We start from the raw sequence: 26,156 nt of genomic DNA on the forward strand, positions 1-26,156 counted from the left end.
GTTGCTTTCAAATTCGTAACTTTGTGACCTCAAACAACACTAAGGTAAAAGACAGCTCCACACACGTGTTGTGAGTTGCTTTCAAATTCGTAACTTTGTGACCTCAAAACAACATAAGTAAATAACCCCTTGTAGGAAATGTAGTTGTGAGTTGCTTTCAAATTCGTAACTTTGTGACCTCAAACAACTATGGAGAAACGAATTTGATGCCATGGCAAGTTGTGAGTTGCTTTCAAATTCGTAACTTTGTGACCTCAAACAACAGTGGATACAAATTTGTCATGATTTTTGGGGTTGTGAGTTGCTTTCAAATTCGTAACTTTGTGACCTCAAACAACCTCAATCTTTAAAAAGGATTGATTGTCTGTAGGTTATTACAAAAGTTCAAAAAGAAAAAACCTTCTTTTCTATTCTATCTTAGGAATAAAAAGGAAGGTTTTTTGTTTTCTAAAATTTAAAAAAGAGTGAGCTGGATACAATCTTTAGAAGGATCTTTCTTTGATTGACAATAGAAGATCTCTATTCCTTCAAATTGCTTGTCAGTGATAGTCAATATGGCTACTTTTCCAAATTCAGGGAGCCATTGCTTGACACGGTTGATATGTACCTGGGCATTCTCCTTGCCAAGGGGAGGTGCCGTTCATCACAGCTGATAAGGATCACATTGTTTTTCATCAGTTCCTGTATTAGCTGGTGGGAGAGAGTGATTTGGTAATGGTCAAGCATCAGTAGCCCTATATCTTCTATAGGGATACTGCCTTTTTCTTCTTTACTTTCTGGGTCGGTAACCTTTAATTGTTTGTCTTTCAGCTTCAAATAAGCAGGGTTACCTATATAAATAGAACGGTACAACATAGCTTATTGATATTAGATGAGTAAAAATCTTATGCTTTACTAATATTTCCTAAACGGTCTATTTTTAGTTTGATACAGACTTCTTTTATTTGAATTCCTTCCAGACTTGCTGTTTTAGTATCATAAGAACCAGGTAATTTATCTCCTTTTCTTTGCAAATCAACTTCCTTAGGAAAAATAGCTTTTGCAATTCTATTAGGCGTAAAATAACAAGTAGAAGAAAAATCATTTACATTATATATCCTTTCTTTTTGTTCCTTAGAAAGATTTTGAAAATCAATATCCTCTATGATTTCGCCTTCTACAGGGACATATACCAAGTCATTGGGAGAGAGGCTAAAGAGTAAGGGATCTCCTTTTTCATTATATTCAGGAATAGAAGGGCGTCCTTGTTTCTGTCGTTCAATCACTTCATTGAGCGGAATGGTAGCAAAGGAACGCTTGTTAGCCCCTTGATATATGCCAAAATATAGATTAGGAGCTCCCTGTACGTATTTTTTATATTTTCTACCTTTTTCTCCTAACGCAAATCGACCACTTCCCTTTTCATAGATTCTTACTTTATAGATAGGTTTGTGAGGCTTCCCATCATTATAAATAGATAAATTTTTATTAAGTTCTTCTAATCCTTCGGGAGAAAAGGCTATTTCTGGACTTCCTTTATACTTAAGATAATTAAGTAGTATCTTTTGAATCCCTGTGTCTGTAATTTTTTTTATTCTTTTTTCATCAAAACTACTATCAACAGTTTTTCTAGTAGCAGTAAGTATATCATTCTTAGTTATTTCCTCTCTATCTAAATAAATTTTACCTGAAATGGTTTCCTCATGCAGAGGTTTTCGGATAGCCCAGTTAGTACCCTCCTGCTTGACCATTTTCTTAATATACTTACCATTTTCTTCTACCCAACGTTCATAATAGTTGGTGGCCTTGTTAATCACACGTAGGTTTTGCTTGAAACTTACTACAATACCTTCTAAGGCAGCTTGTACTTCTTGAGTAAAGGTATCCCAAGGTTTTTTGAATATCCAACTATAATTTTCTTCACTTCCTTTATTGTCCTTTTTGATGCAAAGTTTTTCTCTAAGTTTATCATGTTCTTTTTGTTTTTCCTTTTTATCTTTTCCTTTTTCTAAAGCATGTTGGTTATTTATATAGTTAATATGCTCTCTGGTAGCACAAGCAATGATAATAGCATCCATAGCGTGATGACGGTGGTCTATACGCTTCTTTTGGAAACCATTACTATATTCCATAGGGACAGTGGGTAGATATTTTTGGTATTTTTCATTATAGGTCGTAAAGAGCGTACTCTGGGTAAGGTCATTCATTCGCTCAAAACGAGGCAAAATAAGGTCATTCCATACATCATTTACGCCCCAATCTTGCTTAAGAGCGGAGGTAATCTTACCTGTGCATAGAATAACATTTTTGGAATGAACCCCTTCGTCTTGCTCATCTGAACGTACTATCTTAGAAAGAATTTCCGAAATAAACTTACTGATGTAGCACGTATCATTCATTTGGCGAGCAACCATTTTTTCAGGAATTTCTTCTAAAAGAAGTTTCTTTGTTTTTTCAGGGTTGTTACTATAATGTTCCTTTATAAATGTTCTGTATTGTTCCTCGGTAAATATTTTTATGGTTTTATTTTCCGTGGAGAGTTCTTTAACTATTCTTCCTCCTTGATTTTTAATGAATTCTAAACCTAATTGCCGGTCTTTGTAAGGAGCTTTATTTACAATAGATTCACAGACGACTTTATTAGAAAGACTATCGTCGAAAAATCGACTTTGTGGGATAATATGTTCTATTTCATAATTATCTGTAAAGAGATTTTCGGGGGAGATAATCTGTCCTGTGTAAGGGGATATATGTTTCTGTTCCAACCATAGTTTATATTTTTCCTGATGTGTAATAGAGTAAGCTCTTGTATTATACTTTTCCAATTCTTTAAGTTTTTCCTTAATAGATAAATTGATATCTTCATTCTTTTGGTTTTGTTTGGATAGTTTTTCTCTTTCTTTAGCGGTTTTCTTAAGCTCTCTTCCGAGTTCTATATGAATTTCATCAAAGAAACTGGCTTGTCCTTGTCCATATTGTTGCCAAATATCTCTGACTACACGTAAGGTTTCCATAACTACCTGTTCTACTATAGGGTTTCTAAGCGAATATTGCTTGAACTCATTGAGGTAGGTCTCCAAATCATTTACTGAAGTCCATTTCTCAAGAGAAGAAGCCTCAGCATGTCGGTTATAGACAATATATTGAGCCAGCCAAAGAGGTAAGTCTTGAAAATCAGTTTCCTTTTCAAGCTGATACTTTTCGGCTTTTTCTCGGAGAATAGTACGTATTTCTTCATTTTCTACTCCTGTGATAAGGTCTTCTATACGCTTTTGAGTATTCTTATCTATATGGTTGAAGTCCCAATAAGAGCCAAAACGCATCAGAGGAAGTAGTTTTCGGATAGCTTTTTCAGAAAAACTACCATATTCACTCGGGTAGGGTTTGAATTTCTTGAAACTCTCTACAAAAGAATCTTTATCTAAGTGATGTTTTTGTGCAAATGTCTTTAGACCTTTCTCATATGCGACCTTATCTTTAACCGAATAGATCAAATGCCATAGCAGGTATTCTACCTCTGAGGAAAGGAAATCATCAGGTAAGTTGGCTACTTTTTCTAAATGTCGCTTAAGCTCATATCTGGTCTCATTCATAGGATATTTCTTGGATGATTTTTCTCCTATATCATATACATAGTTCCAGCGATAAGTATCTTTCCATTTCTTCAGCTCACTCTTTAGTGCTTTTTCTCTGGCGTTTGGATAGGTCTGGTTGAGGAAATACTTTAGTAATTCCTCACAATCAATCTCTTTCTGATTCATCAGGAAATCAAAGAATTGCTGTTTGTCTTCTAAGGTCTTTATAAATTCATGGGTCACTTCCTGATCGGTATCTATCTCGTATATTTTGAGGTTTTGTAACCATTGGAGTACTCTAAACTCTTGATAATAAGGGTTAGATTTGGGACATACCTTCAAAGGGGCTTCTTTACGAGTATGGCTATCCTTATCTATATAGGAACGAGACTCCAAACTACAATTAGCAAGAGTTGATTTCTGGCGGCGCAAAGAACGTTGGTAGAAAATGATATCTTCTACAAACAAATGTACAAAATCTCTTGCTGCAAGATTTCGCTGTTGTGCTTCATTCTTGCTATAGAGTTCTCGAATACAATCGGCAAACAATTGATCTGTAAATAGTTCAGGCTGTAGAGCTACTTGTTTTTCTAAAATAGCCTTTAGCTCTTCTTTGTAATATTTTCGTTCAATGGTACGGACTAATTTCCCTTTGATTTTTTCATTAGGGTTTTGCAGAATATGATCATAGATATAGCATCCTACTGTTTTATTTCCAATACTATTTTCGGTTTTAATTTTTATCTTTTTGTAGTATTTATCCTGTTCTTTCTTATCCATCTTATCAATTTCATCGAAAGTAGGTAGATATGAAAGTTTTACTTTTTCAGTCCCATTCTTTAAGGAAATTCGTTCTATTATGAATTCTCTATCTTGATTAATCCAGTTATATACAAAATCATTATAAAAAGCAGCTTGGTATACCAATCCATTTTCTAAAATTATATCATACCAATACTTATTATATTTTTTATCTTTATCTTTCTTAATAACAGATATAATTTTAGAGGAAATAATCTCAAAATCATTCTCCTTATTTTCTTCTTCTTCTTCACGTAATTGATAATACCCTCTCTTTTGGTTGAAATTTAAAATAATCCAAGCCAATTCTTCTTTACTAATTTTCCTTGAAAGCGCTTTCTTTCTAAGGTAATAAATTGTCCAGTCATAGGGAATTTTGCTTTCTTCTCCATTCTTTTTAGTATAGAATAAGTCAGGCTGATGTATTTTAAAATCAGCTAGCATCTCCTGAAAACTATCCATAAAGAGGAATTTCCTTTCGTTATAGGCTATTTTTGGTTCTGTATTATCTACAAATTTACCATATCTCTTTGAAAAATCAATCTGCTTATCATAGTGAGTAGGCAGGAAGCCTAAAATATGGAGTACCCTATGAAGACGTTCACGACGTAGCAAATGCCGTTCTCGACAATGTCGTGCATTTCTATAGGAGGTCCTTTGAGCAGTCGGAGAAATAGTAATTCCTTTTCCAAAATCACTTAAAACTTTCTGATCCATAGGAATAATTCTACTTCCTGTGGCAATAATTCTTTTTGTTTTTTGCAAGAGATCTAGCTGAATAAGCGCCCAACCAATGGAGTTGGAACCTATGTCTAATCCTAATATGTATTTTATATATTTCATATATTTAATAAGTTTAATTCGCTACAAACTTAATAAAAAAAATTACATTTAAGTTTGTTATTTAAAAAAAAATGTTGTACTTTTGTCCCATATTTGAAAGCAACTCACAATAAGGATTATTCCGTTGTGAAAACATCTAAAGGAGCCCCTATAGCAATATAGGGGTTGTTTTTATATCTTTGCACTTTATTTTTCACCTTTCACTATTCATTCTTCACTCCTATGACAGATACCTATAAGACTATTGGCCTGCCTGTTACTGACATTATCTATAAGGATAAGAGCAGTAAGTTTATAGGTTATTTGTATCCTATTACCACGGAGGAGGAAGTGAAAAAGCACTTGGAGGCGATTAAGAAAGAACACTTTTCAGCACGGCACTGGTGTTATGCCTATCAGTTGGGCAAAGAGCAATTTATCTATAGAGCGAATGACGATGGAGAGCCCAGCGGAACGGCAGGGCTACCTATATATAGGCAGATACAGTCCTTTGAGCTAACCAATGTACTACTGATTGTAGTGCGCTACTTTGGTGGGATCAAGTTGGGGGTGAGCGGTCTTATTACTGCCTACAAAACCACTGCTCAGCTCACTCTTCAAGAGGCTGAAATAGAGGAACGCACCATTGACCTTACCTACAAAATTGTCTTTGATTACAAGGATATGAATAAGGTGATGAAAATTATTAAGGATAGGAATCTCACCATTGTTTCGCAGACTATGGAGATGAACTGCACCCTTCTTATAGAGGTGCGCAAGGCAGAGGCTAGTTATGTAGAACAGCTTTTTGAGCAGCTTTATGAAGTTACTATTGAAAAATTAGAAGATTAGGACTATGGCAGGAAATACATTTGGGCATCTTTTTAGGCTCACTACCTTTGGCGAATCACACGGAGCAGCTATAGGTGGCGTAATTGATGGTTGCCCTGCGGGAATCGCATTGGACTTTGAGCAAATACAGAGAGAGCTTGATAGGCGTCGGCCTGGGCAGTCGGCTATCGTAACCCAACGTAAGGAAGCTGATAAGGTGCAGTTTCTTTCGGGTATTTTTGAGGGAAAGACCACAGGGGCACCTATTGGATTTATCATAGCCAATACCCAACAACATTCTCAGGACTATGACCATTTGAAGGACTTATATCGTCCCTCCCATGCAGACTATGTCTATGAGCAGAAATATGGCTTACGTGATTATCGCGGGGGCGGACGTAGTTCAGCTCGAGAAACAGCCGTTCGCGTAGTGGCGGGAGCTATTGCCAAGCAGTTCCTAAAAGGGATAAAAATTACCGCCTATGTATCAGCCGTAGGGGAGTTGGCATTGCCTGAAAAGGATTACCAATTGCTTGATTTTTCCCAAATAGAAAAAAATCCCGTACGCTGTCCAGATCCTGTACTGGCAGAACAAATGGAAGCCTATATCAGGGAGGTACGCAAGGACGGAGATACAGTTGGAGGTATTGTTTCTTGTGTAATACAAGGCGTGCCTGTAGGATTGGGCGAACCCGTTTTTGACCGCTTACATGCTGAGTTGGGTAAGGCCATGCTTTCTATCAATGCAGTAAAAGGTTTTGACTACGGAGGAGGATTCGCTTCTACTGGAAAAAGAGGAAGCCAGAACAACGATATATTCTTGCCTGATGGCACGACTCGTACCAACTACTCAGGGGGCATACAAGGGGGCATTTCCAATGGAATGGATATCTATTTCCGTGTAGCCTTCAAGCCGGTGGCAACGCTTATGCAGGAGCAAGAGACGATCAATAGGGCAGGGGAGGTGGTACAGTTCCAAGGAAAAGGCAGACATGACCCCTGTGTAGTACCTCGTGCGGTCCCCATCGTAGAGGCGATGTCTGCCTTGGTGCTTGCTGATTATCTTTTGATACACAATGCCTATAAGGAGCTTGCTTGAAGTTTTTCCTGGAGTTCCTTGAGTAGGTCGCGGTAGTGTGCCGCCTGAATGAAGTCCAATTCTTTGGAAGCGGCTTCCATCAGCTTGCGAGTCTGTTGTATTTCTTTCTCAAGTTCTCCTCTGCTCATCGGCTTGGTAGGGGAGTGTTCTTTCTTTTTCGGAGCATTTTCATAATGAAATTCCGTAATAGGGCTTTTGCTAAGAGGATTCTCGATTTTCTTATGCAATGGCTGCGGGGTAATACCGTGGGTGAGGTTGTAGTTCATCTGTTTTTCCCTTCGGTAGGTGGTTTCCTCAATGGTAATGCGCATACTATCAGTCATTTTGTCGGCATACATAATAGCGCGGCCATCTATATTACGAGCAGCACGCCCTACTGTTTGGGTCATGGAACGTGCCGAGCGCAAAAAGCCTTCTTTATCAGCGTCCAAGATAGCAACCAAGGATACTTCAGGCAAGTCTAATCCCTCCCTGAGCAGGTTCACTCCTATAAGTACATCAAAAAGCCCTTTTCTAAGATCTTGCATAATCTCGATACGCTCCAGCGTATCTACATCACTATGGACATAGCGACAACGTACCTCCATCTTGGTTAGGTACTTAGTCAGCTCCTCCGCCATACGCTTGGTAAGCGTGGTTACCAGTACACGTTGGTCTTCCTCTACACACTTCTGTATTTCTTCTAAGAGGTCATCTATTTGGTTTTTGCTTGGGCGTACCTCTATCTTAGGGTCGAGCAAACCAGTAGGGCGAATGACTTGTTCCACATATACACCTCCACACTTCTGCAATTCGTAATCCGCAGGGGTAGCACTGACATAGATCACCTGATTTTGTAGCGCTTCGAACTCTTCAAACTTAAGTGGACGGTTGTCCATCGCTGCCGGAAGGCGGAATCCGTATTCTACTAAGTTCTCTTTCCTGCTCCTATCGCCCCCATACATAGCGCGTACTTGGGGAACAGTAGCGTGGCTCTCGTCTATCACCATAAGGAAGTCCTTAGGGAAATAGTCTATCAGGCAGAAGGGGCGACTCCCTGGAGGGCGTCTGTCCAAGTAGCGGGAATAGTTCTCTATTCCAGAGCAATAGCCCAACTCACGTATCATCTCTAGGTCAAAATTGGTACGCTCCTCCAAGCGCTTTGCTTCCAGGTTTTTCCCTACCGATTGAAAGAACGCTATTTGCTTGACCAAATCGTCCTGAATCTCCCTGATAGCTGCTTGTAGTATTTCAGGAGAGGTAACAAACATATTAGCGGGATAGATATTGAGCTTTTCCAAGCGCTCTATGGTCTTATTTGTCTCGCGGTCAAAAGTCTCTATCAGTTCGATTTCATTGCCGAAGAAATGTACTCGAATAGGCGTTTCGCTATAGCCAGGGAAGACATCAATGACATCGCCCTTTACTCTGAAATTCCCATGTAGGAAGTCGGCTGTGGTGCGTGCGTAGAGACTCTGTACAAGTTGGTGCATAAACTTGGTACGCGTGAGTGTTTGTCCTTCCTCTATAGAAATGACGTTCTTCTGGAACTCCAAGGGGTTTCCGATACCATATAAGCATGAGACAGACGCTACCACGAGCACATCACGGCGGCCAGAGAGTAGAGAAGAGGTAGTACTAAGGCGCATTCGCTCAATATCCTCATTGATAGACAAATCCTTCTCTATATACACCCCAGTTGTAGGGATATAAGCCTCAGGCTGGTAGTAGTCATAATAAGATACAAAGTACTCCACTGCATTGTTCGGAAAGAAGGCCTTGAACTCACTATAGAGCTGAGCGGCAAGGGTCTTATTATGGGCCAAGACCAGAGTAGGCACCTGTACCTGTTCCACTACATTGGCTATAGTAAAGGTCTTTCCAGAGCCTGTAACACCCAAGAGCGTTTGGTATTTCTCTTGGTCATTGATACCATTGACCAAAGAGGCAATAGCAGCAGGCTGGTCGCCCATAGGCTTGAAATCGGATACTAATTGGAATTTCATTTGAGGTAATGTTCATAAAGGGGAAAAATCAACTCAGAATAAACAAAAGAGTATTCCAAATTGATTTTTCATGTTCATGAGTAAATAAAAACAATTTAAATATAATAATTAATCATCAACTTCTTTGGCTTGATCCTTGATAGCTGACTTTTGTCCATGAATATCTACCATATATTCTTGTCCATTTTCTATCAGTAATCCCTGAGTAATTCCTTTGGCATGGAGCACATCAAGATCAATGACTTGCTTATCCATAAGATAAGTTACTGATTCGTGGAGAGTATGCCCAATTACAAATTTCTTAGTATCCATATTTTTGGCAATGGCTGCAAATTCTGCTTTATCAATAGTCTGCTTTCCATAACCACGATACCACATAGGACTTTTACCAAACATATAGATGGTTTTTCCTATGGGATCAGTTCCTAATGTTGCTTCTCTATTATGGAAATAGTAGCCTCGTGCATACTTATTGATCCCCTCAACCCCCATATTCAGATCACTTACCTCTTTGGAAATGCCTGCATGAACAAAGATATAGTCTCCTATTTTCTCCAGAATATTTTTAGTAGCTAACCAACGCCCCAATTCTGTATTAGGTTTGTAGAAATCATAATATTCTTGTCCCATGAGTTTGGCATTCTCAAGGTATTTCTTACGAACATAGCGAAAATCATTGTTCATATTCATAAGATCATGGTTGCCAAGGATAAAGTGCACCTTGCCTCCTGCCTTTTCAGCTTGTTCTTCCAAGGAATAAATAAGCCAAAGTGTTTGGGTGACTAACAAACCTCGATCAAAGAAATCACCTACAGTAACTAAATGTCCTTTACCAAAAGTCCATTTGTAGTGCTTATCCATCACCTTATTGGCAATGAGAAAGTCCTTGAACTCCTCAAAACGCCCCTCTATATCAGAAATAGCAATGAGCTTCTCAGGCATGGCATATACAGAAGGCTGGTTTTGTAGTAATTCCTGTACCTTGAAAGAGAAATGCTCTTTGTCATTCACATAACATTTAAGCTTCTTACCAGCAATGGGATATGCCAGTTCTTCACTTACACTTGTAGGTTGCCCTTTCTTCTCAATAATCTGCTTTATGATGGCTTTTTCTTTATTATAAAAGATATAAGGCCCATCATAACCTGCTATTGAAGTGTCTGTTTGTAATCTTTTATCGGAAAAATGTCCTTTTGTCTGTGCATTTGTAGCTAAGCTACCGCAAAAAAAGAGCCAACTTAAACAAAAGACCTGGGCAAATGTTCTCATGTGTAATAAAGTGTTATATTTCATTTTCTGGATTTGTATATTTCTCCTGAATTTCCTCTGAACTGATAGGCTCTAAGGTGTTCAGATCTGTCTTATAGAAAGCATTGAGTTTAGAAAAATAGGCATCAATGGTAACATTAAGCTGTTCGGTAACATTTTTCCAACGAGCTATAAACCAGTTGGTGAAGATAGCTAGTTTTTCCTGTCGGTATTCAATAAGCAAATCCTCAATTTCGTTTTCCTCCAGCTCTGTTTCATATAATAAGTCCTCCAAGTCCTCTTCTTCTACAACAAACTTATCCGAAGGGAAGTGTTTTTCGTCCCTTTCGGTAGGAAGTTCGAGTATTTCAGAGATAATTTCATTATTTTCTCCCAATGCCCAAAAGGAAATGGTAAGATCCTCATAGTCATACTCAAAACAAAAGGCCACCACATGCGCTACCTCCTTACCATTGAGATAAGGGATAGAGACATTCATAAGCAATTTCTTCAAGTCTTGCTCCATAAAAGGGGAGTATTTTTCTAAATCACTTATAAAGATTTGTTTGAGCTTTTGTGTGAGTTGCATAAGTATAGATTTTGAGGCAAAGGTACGAAAATAATATGAATTATAGATTAAGATTCTAATATTTCTAAATAGAGACTTTTAAAACTATCTACCATTTTATCTTTTGTAAATACTTCTTCATATCTTTTTTTAGCACCTATTGATAACAGTTGATATTTCTTTTCATCAGTAAGTAATTCCATAATAGCTTCTGTCAATCTGTTAGTATCTTTAGGAGGCACTATAATACCTGATACATTATTGAGGTTTACCCAATCAACCCCTGAACCTTTGATACTTGTAGAAATAACAGGTTTTCCAAAAGCCATAGCTTCGATTTGTACTACTCCAAAAGCTTCTGATCGTTCGGTAGAAGGGAGACAAAATATATCACAAAGCTGGTAATAAGCTCCTAACTCTTCAAAAGGGATTTTTCCTAAGAGTTTTACTCTATCTTGTAAATTATGTTTAGAAATGTGTTCTTGTAATTTTTCTTTTAATTCGCCAATACCTGCTATTAGAATGATAATATCATTGGGTAAAGATTTTACTGTTTCTATTAAATATTCAAAACCTTTATAATAAACAAGTCTTCCTAAGCTAAAAATTATTTTATATCCTTTATATTTGTTTTTTAGGCTATTTAAAGTATTTTGGTCTATGAATAATTCGTTGTTATCAATACCAATAGGAATACATACTATTTTATTTTTATATTTTTTTAAAGTATTGGAACCTTCTAAGTAAGTAGGGGTAGTAGTAACTATTTTATCAGCTCTCTTTAATAACCAAGTTTGTAAAGGACTATATAGTTTTAATAATTTTTTTTGTTTTATGATATCACTATGCCAATGCAAAATAATTTTACCCTTGGGACGTGTAAGAAAGATAGCTAAGTTAGCCATAGGATTAGGTAAATGGACATGGATAATATCATAATTGTCTTGAATCTTCTTTAGAGTTGTTATAAGACTATAACTTAATGGGGTAGAAGCTATAACTTTTAAAGTGTGAGTTCTATATATTTTATAGGGAATTTCTGAAAAAGAGTTTCCCTTGGTATGATTAGAACACAATACATCCGTTTGAATACCTTTTGTATTCAAACCCTCTACAATATCATAATTAACCTTTTCAATCCCCCCAAAATAAGGAGGATAGAATTTTCCTATATGTAAGATTTTCATATAAATAGTTTTTTGATTAAATTTTTCAAAATAAAAAATCTATATTTTAATTTAAAATAAATAGAATTGTTGCTTTTTGATGACGATGAAGACAAATTATTTTCATGTCTTCTATATTGGATTAATTTTTCATTACAAAAGAAAACATTCTCTTTAAGTTCAGCAATCAATCCTATCCAAATATCATGTGGAATAGGAGATGTAGGGAAAGGAATAGATTTTTTTAAAATACTTTTCCTAAAAGCCATACAGCATCCTAAATAGGAATTTTTTATAAGGTTATTGACAACACCTGTTCTTGATTTATTTAATTTAAAATATGATTCATGTAATACCTTTTTGGAATCATTTATTATAGTACAATCATGTAGTATTAAACTATATTTTTCAAAGAAAGGTATTATTTTTTCAACCTTGTTTTTTATCCAAATATCATCTTGATCTGCTAAAAAAATAAAATCCCCTTGTGCTTTAGAAAGAGCATTTTCTATATTTCGAGTAGTTAAATCAAATTTATATTTTGTTTTTCTATTGGGAGAATGATTAAAAATTTTAATTCTAGTATCTTTAAAGTTTTCTATTATTTGGATAGTTTTATCATTTGATCCATCATCAGATATAATGATTTCATCATCTTTATCTAATTGATGTATAATAGATTCTAATTGCTCTTTTATGTATTTTTCACCATTGTAGGTAGCTATACAAACAGAAATCTTTGGAGTTGACATAATCACATTCTTTCTATAATATTTAAAAAATTTTTTGTAAAAGAATCTATAGATAGTTGGTTGATATAATTATCAAAATTAAAAATAGTTTTCTTTTCTTTTCTTATATTGTTGATTACCTCTGCCATTTCGTCTATATTTTTACAAAGATATCCAATTGTCCCATATTTTTTGAAAAGGTATCTGAAATAATCATTCTCTAATGCTATAATGGGTTTTCTAGCGTTGATAGCATCAAAAATAGCTCCACTTGCAGTTAGTTTATATTTGTTGGATGAATAGAAATATAGAGCATAATCTATTTTTGAAATTAGGTTTTCAAAATCTTTTCGATCTAAATAATTATCCTTTCCCCTTAAAATAATATTTTTCTTTTTGAGTTCTTCTACATGATCACTTGTGTTACCTATTATAGAAAAAGATTTATCTTTCATATTGACTTTTTCTAAAAGATTTATATAAGAATATAGTCCTTTAAAAATATTTAATTCACCAATTGTAGCAAAAGACACTACATTATTTTTATTATTAATGTTTTCATCAATATTTTTATTAAAAAAATAGGGATGATCAATACTGTAAAAATATTTAATATTTTCTCCTATTATATTTTTTAGATTTTCTATCACACAATCACCTAAGACACAGAATGAAATATAAATATTTCTTTTTCTTAGAAAAAAATTTCTAAGATTCCATTTTAGAAGTTTTGCAAGCCCTCCTCCTTCATTGTTAATTAATAATTCCATCTCTCCATGGCAGAAGATAAGTATTTTTCTCTTTAAGAGAGAATTTAGTTTATTCAAAAAATACAAGGATAGAGAATTGTTGAAATTATATATAAGGATATCATTTTTATTAGAAGATAACAATATATATATATTATATAAAGTGCCTAAAATATATTTAAAAAAATTAGTCCATCTAGAATTTCCTTCTAATATAAATAGGTTAGTACTTTTTATATTATTGAAATTCAGTTTAAATCCGTTTTCTTTAGATAGAAATATCATATTATTTTTAGATCTTTTACCAGAGTATAATTTGATATTAAAATTATTTAATGCAATTAGTACGGCAGTATTAAATAATTCGTGATGTTTTTTATTGGCATAAGAATTTATATATATAACTTGTTTCATAAAATTAGTTTAATTGTAATTTTTTAAAAGCTCTAAAAAAAAGTAAAGTTATAAACAATATGATAGCATTTAATAAACAGGCGAAATATTCTAGACCAACACCACTTAGAACAGGACCCAATAATATAAAAAAAGCATATTCGTTATTCATAGAAAAATTAATGGTCTTTAATATTTTGAATACTAGAATACATATAATAATGATAGAAAATAAATTAATAAAGAAAGAAGTTGTAGATTTATAAAGTGAAAAAATTAAAATCCCAGAGGTTCCTAACATAAAGGAAGCATTCTCAGGTCCATTTTCAATAAGTACTTTTTCTGGCACATCCTTTTTACTGAAGACACTCCCATTAATCATTATAAGCATATTTTTTTGATAAAAAAAAGTATCAAAATCTTGTGCAATTATATAATAATAAATACCTTTATCTATAAGTATAGCAGTATTAGAAAAACTAGATAATCTTCCGACTAACTTTCCAGCCAAAAGAGTGTTTTTATCATATTTTATATTTCCATCTCCTGCTTTTCTAAGAATATCTCTCTGATTATACGCAAATTCTACAAAAAAAGGGAATGTGGGAATTATTATACATATTATAAAAAAATATTTTTTCAAAAAATGTAAAAGTTCTTTATTGTATTTTATAATAGTTATCCAAAAGGTAAAAAAGAGAAATCCCATTGACGCCCTCGTTATTCCTAAAATGCTCAATAGTAGAATTGTCCATAAGAGAGTTGTATAATCTTTTTTAGAGCATATAAATATCAAGAAAACGCCCCACATAGTAGAATCAAAGCGCAGTAATATTTGTATAAAAAATTTAATAAAAGAAGGGGCTTGGTATACAGAAAAACCAGCCTTTCCGACGCCAAAAACTAATGTGACAAAAATATGAGATATTAATAATATAAAGACAAACATTTTCACAAATCCTATACTTATATAAACTTTTTTGTAAGGAATGTGTTTTTTTTTATATTTTTTATATAATAACCATAGTCCTAAGAAAGGAATTATAGAGATTATCCATACAAAAGATAAAAAAAAGGGATTCAAATTAACAGGAATATCTAAGAAATCTCCGTTATATTCTTTTCTTATTAGGGCATATAAATATGATATAGTAATATAAAAAATATTTATGAAAAGGATTAATTTACACCCTTTATAAGCATCTATTTCTTCTTTCATCTTACTATCTATGTATATCTTTAAAAGATATTTTTAAAATTACTTTTCACAAAATCTAAATTCTCTTCAAAAGAATATTTGAATTGTAAGAATCTAAGAGGAGTCATCAATAGTTCAAATATTCCATATATCCAAAAGAGATTAGAGTGATTTAATTTGAAATAAAGAGTTTGACTATTTTGTATTATTTTTCGTTTCCAATTGGAATAGCTCATACTTCCTCCCTCCAAATGAATAATTTTTGTGGTATTTATGATATAGTGAGTATATCCTAACTTTGTAAGCTTATATTCCATATCTGTTTCTTCATAATAAAGGAAAAAACGCTCATCAAAGCCTCCTACTTTATTAAATATTTCTTTGGATAGAAGAATATCAGCTCCTGTTACCATATCTATTTTAGTTATAGGATTATTATAAGAATATTTTTTGAATGTACTCTTATTTGTTTTAAATATTTTATTTATAACACGAAAAGGATGATCAAAGATATATCTACTGATTGTGGGGAAATCACCTCCAGAATGTATGAGATTTAAATCTTTATCTACTAAAGTGCATCCCAAGACCCCAATATGAAGTTTTTCTTGATTCTCTGTATAAAAGTCATATAGTTTTTTAATACTATTTTCTATAAGTAAGGTATCACTATTGAGTAAAAATAAGTATTCACCTTGAGCATATTTAGCTCCAAGATTATTAGCTCTACCAAAACCCAAATTTTCTTTAGGCTCTATTACATTTACTATAGGGAAAGATTCTCTAATAGCCTCAACAGAATTATCTGAAGAGGCATTATCTACTACAATCACCTCAAAATCAATATCTTTTGTATATTTATATATAGATCTGATACAATCCAAAGTGAGCTGTTTGGTGTTGTAATTTACTATAATAATAGAGATCATTTTTTAAATTTTATGGAATAAAGCAGTTAAATTATTGACTTGAGTCCTAGCAATTCGTTTTATAAGATTTGTATTGTTTATTTCATCACTAATTTTAAGTATAGGTAATTCTTTTACCTTTAGTTGATTAGCATAGATATAAATATTAAAAAGTCTCTCTGCCATATATCCAAAAATACGTTTTTGAACAGAATTGTAATTGGTTATGTTAATCTCTTTCTCTGCAATCACTAAAACAGAAAAAAGCCATTGACAATATTTATCAAACTCTTTCCATGACATCAAAAACATATTATAATGGCTTAGTTTGTTATTATGATGAATAACTTTACTAAAAGCTTCTTTATATTTATCTTCACAATGGATGTTAATTATTTCTTCTAATTTACGAATATCTTCACTTAAGTGATGAATACTATAATCAATGTATAGTGGATATTTATAAGTTATTTTCTTAGGAATAAATATGTAGCCTTTCTCCAATTCTTTTAAAACATTCTTAGGTACTGACAAATTTAATTTCTCAAAATCTTTAGAAGGAATAATCGTGCTGTGTGCTATCATATTTCCCTGCTTATGAAAATCAAAATATCTCCTATAATGACAAAGTCCAATATAATCTATATCTTTCAAATTTTTCCAAGCCCAATAGATACCTGTAAGTTCACAATAGCTTTGGTTTTTTTCACTTATATTATCTCCAGTATTATCAGCTTGTATTCCTAAATCTGTAGTAGATATAGACTTACCTACTTGTATAGGTAAATAAGGGGATTGGGTAGCCATCACATCCCTCTTGTGGCAACAAACTAATATCTTAATAATTTTATCTTCACTCATAAATCTATTATTTTTTTTCGTCTAACATAAATATATGCTATTATAGAAACTAACGATTCCACAACTACATTGGTGGCTGTAAGAGTATATAACGATATAGAATTTAGTCCATAAAGTATCAAAACAATGAATAAATAAAAGAAAGCTGATAAAAAGACAATTCTTGTAAAAGATTTATTATACCCAAAGGGTAGTAAAGTTAATATCATTAATACATTGCTTATTCCTATAATAGGTACTGTTAAAAATAGAATTCTTAGAACAGTTTCGTTTCCTCCAAAATAGGTTACTATCTGATGAGAAAACAGAAAAACTATCAAGTACAAAACAACATTCATAAGAATTGTTCCTCTGAGAACTTTCTTTAAAAGGGCTTTATTTTTTTCTAAGGCTATCTTAGGGTATAAGACCTGATTAATCATGCCTTGAGGAACTTTTCCCATATTAGTTATTTTCTCTGCTAAGTCGTAATAAGTAACCTCTCGCATGCCTAAAAAATGACCAATAATAATCTTATTGGCATTTACATATATCTGAATAGATACATTAGATATAAATAAATGATATGATGATTTTATATATTCAATTAGTGTTTTTAAAGGAACTCTTATTAATTGTAATTTGTATTTTTTATATAATAAAGAGAAACTAATAACTCCCGCCAAAAGAGACCCTATTCCATTCAGTAAAGGGAAAAATAAATAGTCATTGGGAGATTTTATAAATATAAAAATCATTCCTATAAACAAAACACGTATCCCTAAATTAATAAAAGTAATATATTTCATCTCTTCTATTCCTTGAAAAAACCAAGTAGGGAATAGAATCTCATTCAGACATATCCAAAAGGACAAATAGTATAAGCTATAATCCATTTTGGAAGTATAAAACATATAACATGATATTAATAATAATGAAATTATTAGAAATAATGTCTTGATAATAGTTACTGCACTAATAATTTCACTTAATTTCTTAGGGTTATCTCTATGTAAGCTAACATCTTTTGCTGCTGTGAAATTAAAACCAAAAACAACTAAGATATTAAAATAGGCTACTACAGCCTGAGCGAATACAACTGTTCCATACATTATCTCTCCTAAAGTTCTTACTAAATAAGGATAAGTAATTAAAGGAGTAATTAATGAGAGTATTTGCAAAACAGACAAATAAGAGAAATTTTCAATAATCTTTTTATGTTGCTTTAGTTTGTCAAATATCATCTTATTGGCTATTTATTGTTTTAACTCTTTGTAAGGCTGAAGCTATTACCTGATGCATGTCATAATATCTATATTCAGCCAATCGCCCTCCAAAAATAACATTAGCCAAAGTAGAAGCTTTTTCTTTATACTTATTATACAACTCTTGATTAGCAGTATTATTTATAGGGTAATAAGCTTCTTTCTCTCTGTTCCAAGTTTGAGAATATTCTTTGGTGATAACAGTATGTTTCTGTTTTCCAAACTCAAAGTGCTTATGTTCTACTATACGAGTATAAGGAGTCGCAGCATCTGTATAATTCATTCCTGCACATCCTTGGAAGTTTTCCATCTCTAAAACATCTGTCTCAAATCGTAAGGAGCGGTATTCTAATTCCCCAAAACAATATTCAAAATATTCATCTATCTTACCTGTATATACTACAGTATGAGCCAAACTATCATAATGGCTCTTATTTTCAAGATAATCAACTCCTGTCCTTGTTTCAATACCCCTGAGCATATTTTCTATAATAACATTATAACCTCCTATAGGAATTCCTTGGTAACGATCATTAAAGTAATTATTGTCAAAAATATATCTGACAGGAAGCCGTTTGATAATAAAAGCTGGTAGCTCTGTCGCAGGACGTCCCCATTGTTTTTCTGTATATCCTTTGATAAGTGTTTCATACACATCACGTCCCACCAATGACAGTGCTTGCTCCTCTAAGTTTTGAGCGGAGGTTATACCACTTTCTTTAATCTGTTTTTCTATGATTTGTTGTGCTTCATTGGGCGTAGTAACCCCCCATAATTGATAAAAGGTATTCATATTGAAAGGTAGGTTATACAATTTACCTTTATAGTTTGCTACAGGGCTATATATAAAATGATTAAATTCTGCAAACTGATTTACATAATTCCAAATATCTTTATCATTAGTATGGAAAATATGAGGGCCATATTGGTGAACTTGTATTCCTTCTATCTCTCTGCAATATATATTTCCCCCTAAATGCTCTCTTTTATCTATAACTAAGCACTTTTTTCCTTTCTTAGTCATTTCACAAGCAAATACAGAACCAAAAAGCCCAGCTCCTACAACTAAATAATCATATTCTTTCATTACCAGTTATTATTATTTCTCAATTCTTCTATAAACTCTTTAATATGTCTTTTGGCTTTCCAACCTAGTGCTTCTGTCTTTTGAGTAACTACCTCAGCTGTCATGCGATTTCCCTTACGCTCAGGAAGCATTTGGATCTCTCCCCCAAATAATTTAGCTATCTCTAAGACAGTATAAGTTTCGGGGCTTCCTATACCAAAACCATCACCATTACCTTTTTCTCCTACGATAAGTAATCCAGATACTATATCCTCAATATGAGTAAAGTTGCGTTGTTGTGTGCCAGGGCTTACTACAGTGAGAGGTTCTCCTTTTTTCATTTTCTCAGTAAAGAGTGCTATAAGAGTGGCATACTTACCAGTACGGATCTCACGCTTACCATAAACATTGTAAAAATAAACAATAGCATACTCTAAACCATACCAATTACCATAATTTTTCACTAACTCTGTGTTGGATGATTTACTCCAAGCATAAGGACTTTGATCTTTACCTATACCTCCATCACCAAACTTAGTACTACTGCCCGCATATACCAATTTACACTTATGCTTTCGGCAGAACTCCAACACTTTAAGAGTTCCTATTTTATTGAATAACAATACCTTGTCTATATCTTCAAAACTTTGTTCTACTCGTGAGTATTCACCTAAGTGATATACAAGGTCAGGGACAAAGTCAATAAGTTCAAAAATATGTTCTGTACTTCCCTCTATATAGGTAACTCCTTCTACATGATTCTCTCGGCTTCCTGTGAAATAGTTATCTAATGAGTAAACATGATTTTTAGGGTCTTTGGCTAAGGCTTCACAAAGGTTGGAACCTACAAAGCCTGCTCCTCCAGTTACTAATATTTTCATTTCTCTTGTCTTAAACTCCTATTTGTATGTATTCAAAACCTTTATTGGGTAAATCAAAAGCATTGTATTGATTACGTCCATCAAAAATTACTTTTTCTTTTAATTGTTTGCCAATTTCTTCAAAGTCAGGTACACGGAATTCTTTCCATTCAGTAAGCAGCAGGAGAGCATCTGCCCCTTTTAGTGCATCATATTTACTTTCTACATAGGTTACATCAATTCCCTTCAAGTAGCATACTTTAGCCTCATGCACAGCTTTGGGATCATAGGCTTGTATTTTAGCACCTCGTTTAACTAATTCTTTAATGATATAGATGGCTGGAGCCTCTCGCATATCATCTGTTTCAGGTTTGAAGGAAAGTCCCCATACAGCAAAAGTTTTTCCTGTAAGATCTTCTCCATATTTTTTTACTACCTTTTGAGCAATGACATATTTTTGACGGTTATTGACATTATCTACAGATTCTATAAGTTCTGCTTTGTAATTGACTTCTTCTGCCAATTTCTTTAGAGCTAAGACATCTTTAGGAAAGCAGGAACCTCCATACCCACAACCTGGGTAGATGAAACTATAACCAATGCGACTGTCAGAACCAATACCTATACGCACTTTATTTACATCAGCTCCTACACGCTCACAGATATTGGCTATTTCATTCATGAAAGATATCTTAGTAGCCAACATGGAATTTGCTGCATATTTAGTCATCTCAGCCGAACGAATATCCATAGGAATAAAGCCATCATGCTGCATAAAGAAAGGGGCATAGAGTGCCTTCATCTGGCTTAATGCATAGTCATTATCAGCTCCCACTACTACTCGATCAGGCTTCATAAAGTCTTGAATGGCTTTTCCTTCTTTGAGAAACTCAGGATTGGATACTACATGAAATTCATAGGAAACGCCTCGCTTATCCAAGGCTTTTTGCACAGTAGTACGAACCTTATCTGCAGTACCTACAGGCACAGTAGATTTGTCTACAATGATGAGTTTTCCCTGCATAGTTTCTCCAATGGATTCTGCTACGGAGAGTACATATTGCAAGTCCGCAGAACCATCATCTCCCATAGGAGTACCTACTGCAATAAAGGCTATCTCAGCATCTTTGATGGCTTCACTTATTTCTGTAGTAAAGAACAAATTCTTATTAGCTACATTACTAAGTACCATGGTCTCTAAACCAGGCTCATAGATGGGAATAATCCCTTTTTTAAGGTTTTCAATTTTTTCTTTATTCACATCTACACAAGTAACTTTATTTCCCATTTCGGCAAAACAAGTACCTGATACTAAACCAACATAACCGGTTCCAATAACTGCTATTTTCATATTTTAAGTAAAGTAAAAATATTTGGGGCAAAGTTACAAAAAAATAATTAAACTTGATTACATTTTTTTGATTTTCCATTTTCTGCCAAAGGTTAATCTATGTGAAAGCTTTTGAAAAAAAGTTTTATTCTTATAAGCCCATTTTTCGCTTCCCATGTATTCAGGATTAAGCATAGCAGAAAGAGACACTAATTCTTCAAATGATTTTCCTTGATTAGTTTCTAAAAATGAACTGATAATTTCTCTGAACTCTTTGAAATACCAATAATGATGTATATTTTGCTCTGCTTCATAAATAATACCTTTTTCACAGAGAAGTACACTGAAAGCAAATTGTTCTGTTACATGAGTATTGACAAAGGGATGTAAAAAATCAGTAATAGAAAGAGCTTTCTTAACAATATCATTATCGCTATATCTTAGTCCAATAATACCTGCATTATACATACATTGTTCTGTATTTATAACAACAGGAGGGTTGAGAGCTATGGTATTTTTATGGGTTCTTAGATATAAGGCTAACTTTTTAAAATGTCTTAACTTACTTCTAAAGATTTTTCCTTCTTTTAAACTCATAATAGGAATGTTGTTTTCTATCTTTTTTTGTAAGAAAGAAATATTTTCTTTGAAATATACATCACTATCTAAGTATAATATATCTTGCTCTGGAAAACGAGAGAAAGCGTCTTTTAATACCTCAATCTTTATACGATGTACGAAATTAATAGCTCCTTTCCATTGTTTTACTTGCTCTGAAGAAACAGAAATATAGATTATTTCTTCAGGAAGTATTGTTTTGAAATACTCTATATTATCAGTATAGACAACTATCTTATTTTCATTAGATTTATGATGTTGATAGTAAGATAATACAGCAAATACTACTTCATTAAGGAACTCTTTTCCTCCATGAGCAAAAAATAGAATAATCATGTCAAAGTTGACTTAATAGAGATTAAAACTACACACTCATAATCTTTGCAATACGGATAAGGTCTGGATCGAGCTTGCTTTCACCGCCTTTGATGGCTTTTTCCAGTGGGGTGAGGTCTATTTTGTCGTTGTTGATTCCTACCATATAGTTGGACTTGCCTTCGAGAAGGGATTCTACAGCTTTCACCCCCATACGGCTGGCCAATACACGGTCAAAGCAGGTAGGAGCACCGCCTCGCTGTATGTGTCCCAATACAGTTACACGAATATCATAGTCTGGATTTTGTGCCTCTACGTATTTTTTGAGTTCATATACATTTTGTCCTGTCGTATATCCTTCGGCTACCACTATGATATTGGACATTTTCCCTTTGTTGTGGTTGATGGCAATCTCATTTACCAAGTCTTCTAAGGTACTATGTTGTTCTGGGATAAGGATTTTTTCAGCGCCCCCTCCTATACCTGAGTTGAGAGCCAGAAAACCAGCATCACGCCCCATCACTTCTATAAAAAACATACGGTTGTGGGAGCTAGCAGTATCACGTATTTTGTCAATGGCTTCTACTACTGTATTGAGAGCTGTATCATACCCAAGGGTATAGGTAGTACCATATATATCATTGTCTATAGTACCTGGGATACCCATTACAGGGAATCCAAATTCTTGGTTGAAAAGCAAAGCACCTGTGAAAGAACCGTCTCCTCCGATAACTACCAATGCATCTGCTTCGGCAGCTACAAGGTTATCATAGGCTTTCTTGCGTCCTTCAGGCGTACGAAATTCCTTAGAACGAGCAGACTTGAGGAAGGTACCTCCACGATTGACAAGGTTACGGACACTACGGGCATCCAAAGGGGCAAAGTCATTTTCTATCATGCCTTGGTAGCCTCGGTATACACCTAATACAGCTACATCATGGTAAGCGCAAGTACGTACTACAGAGCGTATGGCGGCATTCATTCCTGGAGCATCACCTCCTGAGGTGAGAACGGCTATTTTCTTAATGTTTGTCATAATTGTTATTAATTGGTGATTGTTAGTTGGGGGCAAATTTACGTAAAAAAATGATAGTACCCCAGAAAATAAATATTTTTTCTACAAATTATTTTTAGTCTTTATTTTGAGATCTCTCCTCTAAGAGGCAAACTGCATGTCATATAGGTTCTTATAATAGCCCTTATCAATTTTTAAGAGCTCATCATGGGTACCTTCTTCTACTATATTTCCTTTGTTCATTACGATGATCTTATCTGCCTTGCGTATAGTGGAGAGCCTATGAGCGATGACAATGGAGGTACGCCCTTGGGTGATTTTTTCGGTAGCTTGCTGTAAGAGCTTCTCTGAATGGGAGTCTACTGAAGCGGTAGCCTCATCAAGGATAAGAATTTTGGGTTTGTGTACATAGGCACGAAGGAAAGAGATCAGTTGGCGTTGGCCTGCTGAAAGGACAGCCCCTCGCTCCTTTACATCAAAGAAATAACCATTGGGGAGTTGCTCTATAAAGTCATGGATACCTATTTCCTTAGCGGCTTCTTTAACTTGTTCTAGAGTAATGCGTTCATCTCCCAAGGTGATATTGTAATAGATACTGTTGGCAAAAAGGAATACGTCTTGAAGTACAACGCCTATTTGTTGGCGATAGCTCTCTAAGTTATAATCATAACAGCTGACTCCATCAATGAGTATTTCTCCAGAGGTGATGTGGTAAAAGCGTGTAAGTAGTTGTATTACAGTTGATTTACCTGCTCCTGTGGCGCCAACAAAGGCGATTGTTTGTCCTTTTTTAGCTTCAAAACTGATGCCATGAAGGATTTCTTCATCCTTTTTGTAACCAAAAGTAACATTTTGAAAGCGAATGTCTCCTTGGATTTCTTGGTGACGTCCCAGTTGGAAGTCTTCTTGGTTTTCTTTTTCTTCTTCCATGATATCAAAAACACGACCAGAGGCGACCATACCCATTTGTAATACGGTGAATTTGTCAGCAATATGGCGAAGTGGACGATAGAGTTCTTGTACCAATTGAACAAACATGAAGATGACCCCTAAACTAGCCATTTCATGCTGGGTAACTTGCAGACCTCCATACCAAATGACCAAGGCAATAGCCAAGGAGCTAAGCACTTCTGCTATAGGAAAGTAAATGGAGTTTTGCAGAATATTTCTTAGCCATGCTTTCTTGTGTTTTTCGTTAATCTCTTGGAAGGCTTTGTACTCTTCTTTCTCTCGATTGAAGAGCTGTACGACCTTAATCCCACTGATACGCTCTTGGACGAAGGAGTTTAGGTTCGCGACCTCCCTGCGAATATCGGTAAAGGCGGCTTTACTGGCTCTTTGAAAGAGGTGAGTTGCGTAGATAATAATAGGTAGGGTAAGAAAGGTGAGCAGCGACAGCTTCCAGTCAGTCAGGAGCATCAGGGACATGATAATGGTCATCTTCAGTATATCTGAGATGATTTCAAATAGGCCTGCACTGAATATTTCCCCAATACGTTCTAAGTCATTTACCGCACGGGTGATGAGCACTCCTACAGATGATTGGTTGTGGTACTTCATATTGAAGCGTAGCATAAGCGAGAATAGCTTCTTACGAATATCATAAATGACAGCTTGTCCTATCCAACCAGAATAATAAGCGAATGAAATTTGAGAGATAATTTCCAGCAGTAATATAGCCACTAGTAGCAAACTAGCATATAATAAGCCCTGATAGTCCTTGGGTACTATGTAGTTATTGATGATTTCTTTAGAGATATAAGCTCTTAAGGAGCTGGCTACTGAGATGAATATTGCCAAAAAGGCTACCAATGTGAAAGTCCATTTGTAGGGTTTGGCATAGGCAAAGAGTTTCTGCAGGATAGAAATATCAGTATTTTCAGTTTTCTTTTGGGTCATTTTAAGTACATCAAAATAAGGCAACCTTCCAGCACTTTATGCTTGATGTTGCGCGGCAAAGATACAAAAAATATTAGAACTGAAAAACTATTACCTATTTGTTTTTATGGGAAACAAAAATAAAAAATATTTTCTTAGTTAGAAAAAAAGATGTAACTTTGCACCTGCAATAACACCAAGTTATTGGTTAAGATTTTTTACCATGAGTTTAGAAGCAAAAATAATGGAAGCCCTCAAAGAGGCTATGAAAGCTAAAGATACTATTGCTTTGGAATCCTTGCGTGCCATAAAGTCAGCTATATTATTGGCTAAAACAGAGGCCAAGGCAGGAGAAACTCTTTTAGAGGAAGAAGAAATAAAGCTCTTACAACGCCTTGTAAAACAGCGTAAAGAGAGTGCTGATCTCTATCAAAAACAAGGCAGAGAGGATTTGGCTACTCCAGAGTTACAGCAAGCTGAGATTATAGCTAAGTTCCTTCCCGAACAACTCTCCGAGGAGAAAGTAGAGGCTATTATCAGGGAAATTGTAGCCCGTGTAGGAGCAACTAGCATGAAGGATATGGGAAAAGTCATGGGCGAGGCTAACAAAGAGCTTGCAGGCAAGGCCGATGGCAAACTCATAGCTGCTATAGTAAAGAAAGTATTATCATAGATATTTATTGTTTTACCAAAGGCCGCGTAGTTCAACTGGATAGAATATCAGATTTCGGCTCTGAGGGTTAGGGGTTCGAAGCCTCTCGCGGTCACTAAGTGTAACACTCTTCCACTCAATGTGTTACAACAGTTCTAAGGCTAAAATTTCGTTTGTAATTTCACCAAAATGGCAAGGTAAACGGCATGTATGCCTTTAATGTTAATTTTTTGTTTTCTATAGGTATTTAGAAAATATCTCGTA

Annotated in this window: 20 protein-coding genes, 1 tRNA gene, 1 pseudogene and 1 CRISPR repeat array; of the genes and pseudogenes, 4 read left to right on the forward strand and 18 right to left on the reverse strand. The window is 34.5% G+C overall.

Annotation, left to right across the window (positions count from 1 at the left end):
- A CRISPR array of direct repeats spans positions 1 to 338; the repeat unit is 38 nt; unit sequence GTTGCTTTCAAATTCGTAACTTTGTGACCTCAAACAAC.
- A 271-nt stretch (positions 339 to 609) separates the two neighbouring features.
- Together HMPREF1154_RS02815 and cas9 are read right to left on the reverse strand one after the other, a co-directional pair.
- A pseudogene (locus HMPREF1154_RS02815) lies at positions 610 to 855 on the reverse strand (CRISPR-associated endonuclease Cas1); the annotation flags it as partial.
- A gap of 29 nt (positions 856 to 884) precedes the next feature.
- Positions 885 to 5,198, reverse strand: a complete 4,314-nt coding sequence (gene cas9, locus HMPREF1154_RS02820) for a type II CRISPR RNA-guided endonuclease Cas9 (RefSeq protein ID WP_009641050.1) — start codon at positions 5,196 to 5,198, stop codon at positions 885 to 887.
- 222 nt (positions 5,199 to 5,420) lie between these two features.
- On the opposite strand from cas9, the gene HMPREF1154_RS02825 reads away from it, so the two are divergent.
- Positions 5,421 to 6,029 carry an IMPACT family protein gene (locus HMPREF1154_RS02825; RefSeq protein ID WP_009641092.1) on the forward strand — a complete coding sequence of 203 codons (609 nt, stop codon included), beginning with the start codon at positions 5,421 to 5,423 and terminating at the stop codon, positions 6,027 to 6,029.
- 4 nt (positions 6,030 to 6,033) lie between these two features.
- Entirely contained in the window at positions 6,034 to 7,107 is a 1,074-nt protein-coding gene (aroC, locus tag HMPREF1154_RS02830) for a chorismate synthase (RefSeq protein ID WP_009641068.1), read from the forward strand.
- On the opposite strand, the gene uvrB is transcribed toward aroC, so the two are convergent.
- The 16 genes from uvrB to HMPREF1154_RS02910 all read right to left on the reverse strand — a co-directional run bounded on the left by uvrB (position 7,089) and on the right by HMPREF1154_RS02910 (position 25,261).
- On the reverse strand, positions 7,089 to 9,092 hold the full coding sequence (uvrB, locus tag HMPREF1154_RS02835) for an excinuclease ABC subunit UvrB (RefSeq protein WP_009641065.1): 2,004 nt from the start codon (positions 9,090 to 9,092) through the stop codon (positions 7,089 to 7,091). The genes aroC and uvrB overlap by 19 nt on opposite strands.
- A 108-nt stretch (positions 9,093 to 9,200) precedes the next feature.
- A complete protein-coding gene (locus HMPREF1154_RS02840; protein ID WP_034566799.1) occupies positions 9,201 to 10,361 on the reverse strand; it encodes a metallophosphoesterase in 1,161 nt (386 codons plus the stop codon).
- 13 nt (positions 10,362 to 10,374) lie between these two features.
- On the reverse strand, positions 10,375 to 10,929 hold the full coding sequence (locus HMPREF1154_RS02845) for a hypothetical protein (RefSeq protein WP_009641060.1): 555 nt from the start codon (positions 10,927 to 10,929) through the stop codon (positions 10,375 to 10,377).
- A gap of 47 nt (positions 10,930 to 10,976) precedes the next feature.
- The gene (locus tag HMPREF1154_RS02850) at positions 10,977 to 12,095 is read right to left on the reverse strand and encodes a glycosyltransferase (protein ID WP_009641070.1); all 1,119 of its coding nucleotides are present in this window, start codon (positions 12,093 to 12,095) and stop codon (positions 10,977 to 10,979) included.
- On the reverse strand, positions 12,092 to 12,826 hold the full coding sequence (locus HMPREF1154_RS02855; RefSeq protein ID WP_009641090.1) for a glycosyltransferase: 735 nt from the start codon (positions 12,824 to 12,826) through the stop codon (positions 12,092 to 12,094). Before HMPREF1154_RS02855 ends, HMPREF1154_RS02850 begins: the two co-directional genes overlap by 4 nt.
- A gap of 2 nt (positions 12,827 to 12,828) precedes the next feature.
- Entirely contained in the window at positions 12,829 to 13,968 is a 1,140-nt protein-coding gene (locus HMPREF1154_RS02860; RefSeq protein WP_034566802.1) for a glycosyltransferase, read from the reverse strand.
- A 4-nt stretch (positions 13,969 to 13,972) separates the two neighbouring features.
- Positions 13,973 to 15,166: an oligosaccharide repeat unit polymerase gene (gene wzy / locus HMPREF1154_RS02865; RefSeq protein ID WP_009641072.1), complete on the reverse strand. Its 1,194-nt coding sequence runs from the start codon at positions 15,164 to 15,166 to the stop codon at positions 13,973 to 13,975.
- A gap of 20 nt (positions 15,167 to 15,186) precedes the next feature.
- A complete protein-coding gene (locus tag HMPREF1154_RS02870; RefSeq protein WP_009641085.1) occupies positions 15,187 to 16,074 on the reverse strand; it encodes a glycosyltransferase family 2 protein in 888 nt (295 codons plus the stop codon).
- A 3-nt stretch (positions 16,075 to 16,077) separates the two neighbouring features.
- Positions 16,078 to 16,914 (reverse strand): DUF4422 domain-containing protein, encoded by an 837-nt coding sequence (locus HMPREF1154_RS02875; protein WP_009641053.1) that lies wholly within the window; start codon positions 16,912 to 16,914, stop codon positions 16,078 to 16,080.
- Positions 16,911 to 18,137 carry an oligosaccharide flippase family protein gene (locus tag HMPREF1154_RS02880; RefSeq protein ID WP_009641048.1) on the reverse strand — a complete coding sequence of 409 codons (1,227 nt, stop codon included), beginning with the start codon at positions 18,135 to 18,137 and terminating at the stop codon, positions 16,911 to 16,913. Before HMPREF1154_RS02880 ends, HMPREF1154_RS02875 begins: the two co-directional genes overlap by 4 nt.
- A 1-nt stretch (position 18,138) precedes the next feature.
- Positions 18,139 to 19,245 carry a UDP-galactopyranose mutase gene (glf, locus tag HMPREF1154_RS02885; RefSeq protein WP_009641049.1) on the reverse strand — a complete coding sequence of 369 codons (1,107 nt, stop codon included), beginning with the start codon at positions 19,243 to 19,245 and terminating at the stop codon, positions 18,139 to 18,141.
- Positions 19,245 to 20,105, reverse strand: a complete 861-nt coding sequence (locus HMPREF1154_RS02890) for an NAD-dependent epimerase/dehydratase family protein (protein WP_009641067.1) — start codon at positions 20,103 to 20,105, stop codon at positions 19,245 to 19,247. The genes glf and HMPREF1154_RS02890 overlap by 1 nt, the downstream gene beginning before the upstream one ends.
- A gap of 10 nt (positions 20,106 to 20,115) precedes the next feature.
- Positions 20,116 to 21,435, reverse strand: coding sequence for a UDP-glucose dehydrogenase family protein (locus tag HMPREF1154_RS02895; protein ID WP_009641051.1), 1,320 nt, complete (start codon positions 21,433 to 21,435; stop codon positions 20,116 to 20,118).
- Between the two features lie 57 nt (positions 21,436 to 21,492).
- Complete coding sequence (locus HMPREF1154_RS02900; RefSeq protein WP_009641063.1) at positions 21,493 to 22,368, reverse strand: hypothetical protein; 876 nt, start codon at positions 22,366 to 22,368, stop codon at positions 21,493 to 21,495.
- 28 nt (positions 22,369 to 22,396) lie between these two features.
- Positions 22,397 to 23,383 (reverse strand): 6-phosphofructokinase, encoded by a 987-nt coding sequence (gene pfkA / locus HMPREF1154_RS02905; protein ID WP_009641071.1) that lies wholly within the window; start codon positions 23,381 to 23,383, stop codon positions 22,397 to 22,399.
- A 120-nt stretch (positions 23,384 to 23,503) separates the two neighbouring features.
- Positions 23,504 to 25,261 carry an ABC transporter ATP-binding protein gene (locus HMPREF1154_RS02910; protein ID WP_198004470.1) on the reverse strand — a complete coding sequence of 586 codons (1,758 nt, stop codon included), beginning with the start codon at positions 25,259 to 25,261 and terminating at the stop codon, positions 23,504 to 23,506.
- A 202-nt stretch (positions 25,262 to 25,463) separates the two neighbouring features.
- Here HMPREF1154_RS02910 and HMPREF1154_RS02915 point away from each other — a divergent pair, with 202 nt between their 5' ends.
- Positions 25,464 to 25,913 (forward strand): GatB/YqeY domain-containing protein, encoded by a 450-nt coding sequence (locus HMPREF1154_RS02915; RefSeq protein WP_009641093.1) that lies wholly within the window; start codon positions 25,464 to 25,466, stop codon positions 25,911 to 25,913.
- A 20-nt stretch (positions 25,914 to 25,933) separates the two neighbouring features.
- A tRNA-Arg gene (locus HMPREF1154_RS02920) sits at positions 25,934 to 26,007 on the forward strand.
- Positions 26,008 to 26,156 lie beyond the last annotated feature (149 nt).

It is taken from the genome of Capnocytophaga sp. CM59, assembly GCF_000293175.1.
GTDB lineage: Bacteria > Bacteroidota > Bacteroidia > Flavobacteriales > Flavobacteriaceae > Capnocytophaga > Capnocytophaga granulosa.